Below are 6,842 nucleotides of genomic sequence, written 5' to 3' on the forward strand. Positions count from 1 at the left end.
GTCCAAAAAAACAAGCCATCAGACAAATGAATTTCCAATTAGGATGGCTAATCTCCAACTTTGTTTTTCCGAAACATAAATTTCCGGTGCCTCTCTCCCATGAAGAGATCACCCTTTATCTGGAACAATCCCTCTCCAAACTCTGTCAAGTGCTCCCCAACATGGAACTCTATAAGGAAGCTTTAAAACTCACTGAACGGTGGGGATACACCTATTATGATTCCCTCATCATCGCTGCCGCTCTACAGGAAAAGTGCCAAATCCTCTATTCAGAAGATTTCCAGCACGGTCAGACTATCGGAGATCTCACCATCGTCAATCCCTTTATACCGGGATCGTGACCGGCTCTTCCCCTTCAAGCTCCTCACCCCACTCACTCCAAAATCAAGCCAACATCAACCGCCTGCCTTTGGGTTCTGGAATGGGATCATTGAACTCCCGGGCTGTCTCAATCCAAAGCCGGATCGCTTCCTCGCCATTTTTCAGAGCGGCTTCCCGACTTGCCCCGTGTGCTGAACAGCCCGGGAGTTCAGGGACTTCAGCGATATGGATGCCATCCTCTTCGCTCCAGTAGAGAATCATTTCATATTTGTCAGTCATGACAATTCTCCAAGCCTGTATCCCAAAATGATGTTTCGGACCTGTCGCACTTGATAGGCCTTGGCTTTGGCACCATCCTTCTGGAGATTGATTTTTTCCATGACCCCAGGTTTTCGAAAAAGATGGTGGCTGCCACGAATGCGTTCAGCAAATTCCAACCGTTTCAAAAACCAGCATAGATCCTCAAAGGAAATATTCGAATCCGACCTACCTCGGAGAATCCGCCACAATAATTTTTCGTATTTTCCCATCTATTCCCTGCTGTTCACCCAAAAAGAAAAACGATGGACTCATTTTAAGGATACAGCAGACAAGATAGCCAACGACCCCACCCCCTACCCCAAGGTGACCCGATTGCGACCCGCCTCTTTGCTTTGATACATGAGCTGATCGGCCCGGCGCAGGAGGGAATCCATGGTGTCTTCCCGCTGGATCAGGGTGGCACCGATGGAAACGGTGGTCTGAACGGGTTGGGTGTCCCGGTTATATTTGGAACGCTCCACCAGTACCCGGTTACGCTCGGCAATCACATATAACAGATCGGATGAGGTGTTGGGGACGATCTCGACAAACTCTTCTCCCCCCCAGCGGCCCAAAATATCCAGAGAGCGGGCGGTTTTTTGCAGGGTTTTTGCGACCATGCGAAGGATATCGTCGCCGACATCGTGGCCGTAGGTATCGTTGACCGCTTTGAAGTGGTCGATATCGTAAAAAAGCACCCCCACCCCAGCGCCGGTCTGCTTGGAATTTTCCAGCTTGACGGCCAGCTCCAACTCCATATACCGACGGTTGGCGAGTTGGGTCAGATGGTCGAGCATGGCAATTTTTTCCAGCTCGTGGAGTTTTTTATTGGTGGCAATGCGGGAGGAGATGTCGCCAAACACCTCGCAGGCACCGATAATCTGGCCGTTGTCATCTCGAATGGGAGAGGTGCGGATGAAAACCGGAACCCGGTGACCCTCTTTGTGATGGATGTGGGCTTCGGTCTCGAAGCTCTCCCCATGTTTGATGGCTCTTTCCAGGGGGCAGGCGTCCTCACAGAGGCTGTTGCCGGAATCCTCGATGTGTTCCAAAAGATTGAGCTGGCAGGGGGTGCCGATAATCTGGCCCTCTTTAAAACCGGTGATTCTTTCCGCCCCCTGATTCCAGTAGGTGATCACCCGATTGACATCGGTGATGTAGACCCCCTCCCGCAATAGATCGAGCACCTCTTCGAGAACCGCCTTTGATGTGTCGGCCATAATCCCCTCCGGTCATGCCCCGCGCCCTGCTCAGCGCCATCCAAACCCCACACAAACGATCAGTCCAACCCACTGGTTACTCAGGAATGCCCTGAAGACAGCCTCTTTAGGATAACCACGAATCACACGCAGTTGCCACAACATCTGAATCATGGCCAAAAAAAGAGCCAAATAATAATAAAAAGGCAGCATCAAACTCTGCCCCACCCCCCCCAGCAACCCCAAGGTGATGAGATAAAGCCCGGCCACCGCAGGAATATCCTTGTCACCAAAGAGAATTGCGGTGGATTTGACTCCGATTTTCAGATCATCTTCCCGATCCATCATGGCATAGATGGTGTCATATCCCGCCGCCCAAAAGAGGGTCGCCCCAAAGAGCAACCAAGCCTCCCCAGCCACCTCCCCCGTAGCAGCAGCCCAGGCGATGATCACCCCCCAGCCGAATGCCGCTCCCAGATAAAATTGGGGTAACTGAATGAAACGCTTGGTAAAAGGGTAGGTCATGGCCAAGAATGCTCCCACGAAGGAAAGCTTCAGAGCCAGGGCGTTCAGCTGCCAGGCGAGAGCCAAGGCGAGACACATCAGCCCAAAAAGGAGCCATTTAGCCGCAGTCAGGGTTACCCGACGGGCTGCCAGGGGGCGTTCCCGGGTGCGTTCTACATGGGGATCGATATCCCGGTCGGCGATATCGTTGATCACACAGCCAGCGGAGCGCATCACAAAGGCGCCGACGATAAAAACCATCACCAACCACCAATCCGGACGCCCTTCCCCAGCCGCCACCAGCGCCCAAAGAGAAGGCCAGAGCACAAGCCAGGTGCCGATGGGGCGATCCACCCGCATGAGATATAAAAGCTCCCGGGGCAATGCCCAGGGAATGCGGTCAATCAGCGCCTTCATGATTTTCCCAATCCACGAACACCTCCAAAATCCGCGCCCAGGGACTGCCATTCACCACAAAGAGGGAGCGGCGGCACCAGAAGGGCACCTCCCCAGAGAGACCGATATTGTGGGCAAATTGGGGGGCACGGGCCAGAGTCAGCTCCAACCCCAGGCGACTGACGCGATCTTCCCGGTCGAGGAAAAGTGCCCCCAGGGGAGTTTCGCCCCGTTCAATGCCTGCCCATACCGAAGCGGCCAGATCCGCCACCGCCACCTGGGAATGGGCAAAGACCCATTTTTTTGCCCCCATGCCCAGCCAAGCGTTGCGCAACAGCACATCCCCCCGCTGGGGCAGCTGGTGGCGGGCTTCCCAGACGGGGGGCTCATTGACCCATTTGGGGGAAAGCTCCTGACTCTCCAACCACACCCGAACCGGCTCCTGCCAGGCATTTTCCAGGTGACGGGTCAGGGAGGAGGTGCACCCCAAGGCGGCTCGCAAGCGAGGGGAAAGACCATGCCCCTCCGCTTCAAGCAGGTGTTGGGGTTCCTGCCATCCCTCTTTAAGGTGTGGAGAAAAGTCGAATACGTCCGGCATCGCTAGCAAGTGGGCCAAAACCTGAAAAAAACGGGAAGGCCGTCAGAAGATGGTCGTTGAAAGTCAAAACAGGAAGACAGCAAGGGGCTAAAGGTATATCGTTGTTCCCTGCCAGACAAACCCTTTTCGAGCAACACCGACCCTTTTCGAGCAAACCGGCCCTTTTCGTGCCTGCTGGGATAGATCCTCCGTCCATATTTCTTAAACCATCGGCCAATCATGCCCCCGCGCCTCTTTATAGATAAACCCCTCACCGATAAACCCCTCACCGGCCAAGCTGAACTCACCCTGGAGGGTGATGCCGGCCACTACCTCACCCGGGTGTTGCGTCTGGGACGGGGGGCTTCTATCACCCTGTTTGACGGCAGCGGTGGGGAGTGGGCGTGTACCCTTATGGAAGGGGGATCCAAACCCCGGGTGCAGCTCAATACCTTTATACCCGAAGAGCGGGAATCTCCTCTGCACATCACCCTGATTCATGGTCTGCCCAAATCCAGCGCCATGGAGCTGGTGATTCAGAAGGGAACCGAGCTGGGCCTTACCACGCTGATTCCCCTTCACAGCCAATATGCCACCCCCCGGGTCAACCCCAAGCGTCATGAAAACCGCCAACGCCGCTGGCAGCGCATCGCCATCGAAGCGGCAGAGCAGTGTGGCCGAACCAAGCTCCCCCATCTCCTCCCCCCCCTCACCTTCAAAGAACTCCCGGACCAGCTACCCCCGAATGACCTGCGGCTGATTTTTTGGGAGAAAGAACGGGATGGACACTCTTTATCACCCCTGGCAGCCCCCTCCCCTCTCCCCACTTCCGTTACCCTCCTGATCGGGCCGGAAGGGGGATTTTCCGAAGAGGAGGTACGTTTGGCCCAAGAGGAGATGGGGTTTGAATGCCTGGGCCTGGGCCCCCGCATTTTGCGCACCGAAACCGCCGCCATTGCCGCCATCACCGCCATGCAGCTGTTGTATGGAGATATGGGCATGGGGCGTGCAAGGAAATGAAGGCCATGAACCGCCCCCTTCACGCTTCCCTATCGAGAACACCGCCCCCCTCCCGGGTTCAGCTTTTTGTCCAAGCCGGAATCTCTCGGGCCACTTTTCTGAATGCCCCCTCCTGCCACTGGGTTTTGATTCTCCTGCTGCCGATGCTGCTTCTCACCGGTTGCAGCGATCCCCCCTCCTCCCGCGCCACCACCCGGATGCTCATGGGTACCCTGGTGACCATCACCACCTGGGGCGCTTCGGACGAAATGGATCAAAAAGCCGTTACAGCCGCTTTTCAGGAGATGGCCCGCATTGAAGCCGCCATGAGCCGCCACCAGGGGACAAGCCAGGTCAGCCAGATCAACAAAGCCCCTCGGGGAAGCTGGCAGGAGATCACTTTGGAGCTTTTCAATTTGATCCAACAAGGGCTCCGGGTACAAAAAGAATCTGACCAGGCTTTTTATATGGGGCTGGGGGAGCTGGCCCAACTCTGGGGATTTTCCAAAGATCCCCCACCCACCAAACCACCGGAGCCACAGGCCCTGAATGATTGGGTTGCCCACGGCGCCCTTGATGAAACCATCACCCTGAAGGAAAGCCGGCAACTGCGCCTGGCCCATACGGTCGTCGCCCTGGATTTGGGAGCCATTGCCAAGGGTTATGCCATTGATCAAGCCATGACCGTGCTGGAGAAGGAAGGCATCGAAAACGCCATCGTCAACGCGGGAGGGGATCTGCGGGTGTTGGGGAGTAAGGGGGACACGCCCTGGAAAATCGGCATTCGCCATCCGCGCAACGCCCAAGGGGTGGCAGCGGTTTCCCGGTTGACCGGGGAGCTGGCCATGGTTACCTCCGGCGATTATGAGCGGTTTTTTATCCACGAAGGAATACGCTATCATCACCTGCTCGATCCCAAAACAGGCAAGCCCGCCCGCTCCGGTCTGATCTCGGTCTCCATTCAAGCGCCGACGGCGACTTTGGCGGATGCCTTGGCCACGGCTTTTTTTGTGCTGGGTGGGGAGTCTGGGTTAAAGCTATTGGAAAAATTCCCCCGAACCGAAGCCCTGTTCATCACCGATAGTGGCGAGCACCACCAAACCCCGGGATTTCAGGGAAGCTGGCAGGCAGACCCCTAAAATGGCGCTCTCCTTTCCCCTCCCCCTGATGCAACTCATTCTAAGAGCCACCACCCCGTCAGATCGTGGTGTGCTGCTCCTCTCTTTGGCCTCAATCCTCACCTTTGGCTGGATCATCCAACCGCCCCCTGGTGCCGAGGTGCGGGTGTTTCGAGATAACCGGGCTGTATTGACCCTGGATCCCGCCATCGCCCAGCGTGTGGAAGTCCCTGGACGCCTGGGGCCGGTCACCATTGTGACTGAAGAGGGGCAGGCCCGGCTGGAGGAATATGCCAGCCCCCGGATGATCGGCACCCGGACTGGCTGGATTTCCGCTTCAGGCACCATCGCCGCCTGCCTCCCCTGCGGCGTGATGATCCAGATGGCTGGGGAGCGCTCAGCTGACGACTTTGACGCACTGGCCCAATGAATACCCCTCTCTCATCCCCTGGAAATGAAACGCTGGCCTCCTCCCCTGGTGATCATTGGCAGGGAATGCCCCCGCTCAGACGGGAACTTTTGATAGCCCATCTGGCAGCGGCGGCGATTGCTGCGCATCTGTTGGAAGCGGCTCTGCCGGGGGCTGGGCCATGGTTTAAAGCCGGGTTGGCCAACACCTTTACTTTGGTGGCGCTCTTTCGTTTGGGCTGGGGGGCGGCGGTGGGGGTTTCCCTGATTCGGGTGGTGGCGGGGTCGTTGGCTTTGGGGACTTTTCTCTCTCCCACCTTTTTGTTGAGCCTTTCCGGCGCGGTGGGGGCGCTGCTCGCCATGGGTCTGATGCGGGGGGTGCCTTTGTTACAGCTGGGGCCGGTGGGGATTTCGGTAATGGCGTCGCTCGCCCACATGAGCTGTCAGGTGATCGCGGCGCATTTTTTATTCATCGGGCATAGCGGTATTTTTCTGGCCCTGCCCTGGTTTCTGGCTGGATCCTGGATTACCGGCATTTTGAACGGCATACTGGCCTTTCTGATTCTGGAACGACTGGAGCGGTTTCGGCACCTCCTGGAAGGCACTCCGGCATGAATTTTTTCAACCGGCGTTTTGGTGTAGCCTTTTTGCTGGCCCTTTTTTTCCATGGGCTGCTGCTCTATGGCCTTAAGCTCATCCTCCCCACCAACGAAAAGCCCCCCGAACGATTTTTACGGGTGGAATATTTGGGCTACAAGCCGAAAGAGCGCCCGCCACCACCGGATCGGGTGGAGGCGATGGCGGAGGAGGATCAACGGGCAAGCGCGCCGGAAATCACCGAGCAGGAGGCTGAGGAGACCGCGCCGGAGCCTCTCTTTTTGGAGCCCGAAACCGAACTGGCCCCCACTCCCCCGACACCACCCGAATCAGGGGAACCCCCCCCGCCCCCCCCCCGCCCCAACGAAAGAGGGCCACCCAAAGAAAGGTGGTGGCCAACCCGGCTTTAAACCCAGGCCCAGC

At 57.1% G+C, this 6,842-nt stretch carries 10 protein-coding genes; 6 read left to right on the forward strand and 4 right to left on the reverse strand.

The genetic code is table 11. From position 1 onward, the window contains the following. Positions 1-86 precede the first annotated feature (86 nt). Positions 87-341: a PIN domain-containing protein gene (locus HQL52_19515; GenBank protein ID MBF0371631.1), complete on the forward strand. Its 255-nt coding sequence runs from the start codon at positions 87-89 to the stop codon at positions 339-341. 43 nt (positions 342-384) lie between these two features. Here the strand turns inward: HQL52_19515 and HQL52_19520 are convergent, their stop codons facing one another. The 4 genes from HQL52_19520 to HQL52_19535 form a co-directional block, all read right to left on the reverse strand. Next, entirely contained in the window at positions 385-600 is a 216-nt protein-coding gene (locus tag HQL52_19520; GenBank protein MBF0371632.1) for a type II toxin-antitoxin system HicB family antitoxin, read from the reverse strand. Between the two features lie 335 nt (positions 601-935). Beyond that, entirely contained in the window at positions 936-1,841 is a 906-nt protein-coding gene (locus tag HQL52_19525) for a GGDEF domain-containing protein (protein ID MBF0371633.1), read from the reverse strand. A gap of 30 nt (positions 1,842-1,871) precedes the next feature. Next, positions 1,872-2,741: a 4-hydroxybenzoate octaprenyltransferase gene (ubiA, locus tag HQL52_19530; protein ID MBF0371634.1), complete on the reverse strand. Its 870-nt coding sequence runs from the start codon at positions 2,739-2,741 to the stop codon at positions 1,872-1,874. Beyond that, on the reverse strand, positions 2,725-3,327 hold the full coding sequence (locus HQL52_19535) for a chorismate lyase (protein ID MBF0371635.1): 603 nt from the start codon (positions 3,325-3,327) through the stop codon (positions 2,725-2,727). Before HQL52_19535 ends, ubiA begins: the two co-directional genes overlap by 17 nt. Before the next feature lie 210 nt (positions 3,328-3,537). Between HQL52_19535 and HQL52_19540 the strand changes: the two genes are divergently transcribed. From HQL52_19540 to HQL52_19560, 5 genes are all read left to right on the forward strand, one after another. Further along, the gene (locus HQL52_19540) at positions 3,538-4,317 is read left to right on the forward strand and encodes a 16S rRNA (uracil(1498)-N(3))-methyltransferase (protein ID MBF0371636.1); all 780 of its coding nucleotides are present in this window, start codon (positions 3,538-3,540) and stop codon (positions 4,315-4,317) included. A gap of 5 nt (positions 4,318-4,322) precedes the next feature. Next, positions 4,323-5,435 (forward strand): FAD:protein FMN transferase, encoded by a 1,113-nt coding sequence (locus HQL52_19545; protein ID MBF0371637.1) that lies wholly within the window; start codon positions 4,323-4,325, stop codon positions 5,433-5,435. Position 5,436: 1 nt separating this feature from the next. Beyond that, complete coding sequence (locus HQL52_19550; protein ID MBF0371638.1) at positions 5,437-5,844, forward strand: NusG domain II-containing protein; 408 nt, start codon at positions 5,437-5,439, stop codon at positions 5,842-5,844. 65 nt (positions 5,845-5,909) lie between these two features. Next, positions 5,910-6,437, forward strand: a complete 528-nt coding sequence (locus tag HQL52_19555; GenBank protein ID MBF0371639.1) for a Gx transporter family protein — start codon at positions 5,910-5,912, stop codon at positions 6,435-6,437. Next, positions 6,434-6,829 carry a hypothetical protein gene (locus HQL52_19560; protein MBF0371640.1) on the forward strand — a complete coding sequence of 132 codons (396 nt, stop codon included), beginning with the start codon at positions 6,434-6,436 and terminating at the stop codon, positions 6,827-6,829. Before HQL52_19555 ends, HQL52_19560 begins: the two co-directional genes overlap by 4 nt. Positions 6,830-6,842 lie beyond the last annotated feature (13 nt).

Source organism: Magnetococcales bacterium, from assembly GCA_015232395.1.
Lineage (GTDB): Bacteria > Pseudomonadota > Magnetococcia > Magnetococcales > JADFZT01 > JADFZT01.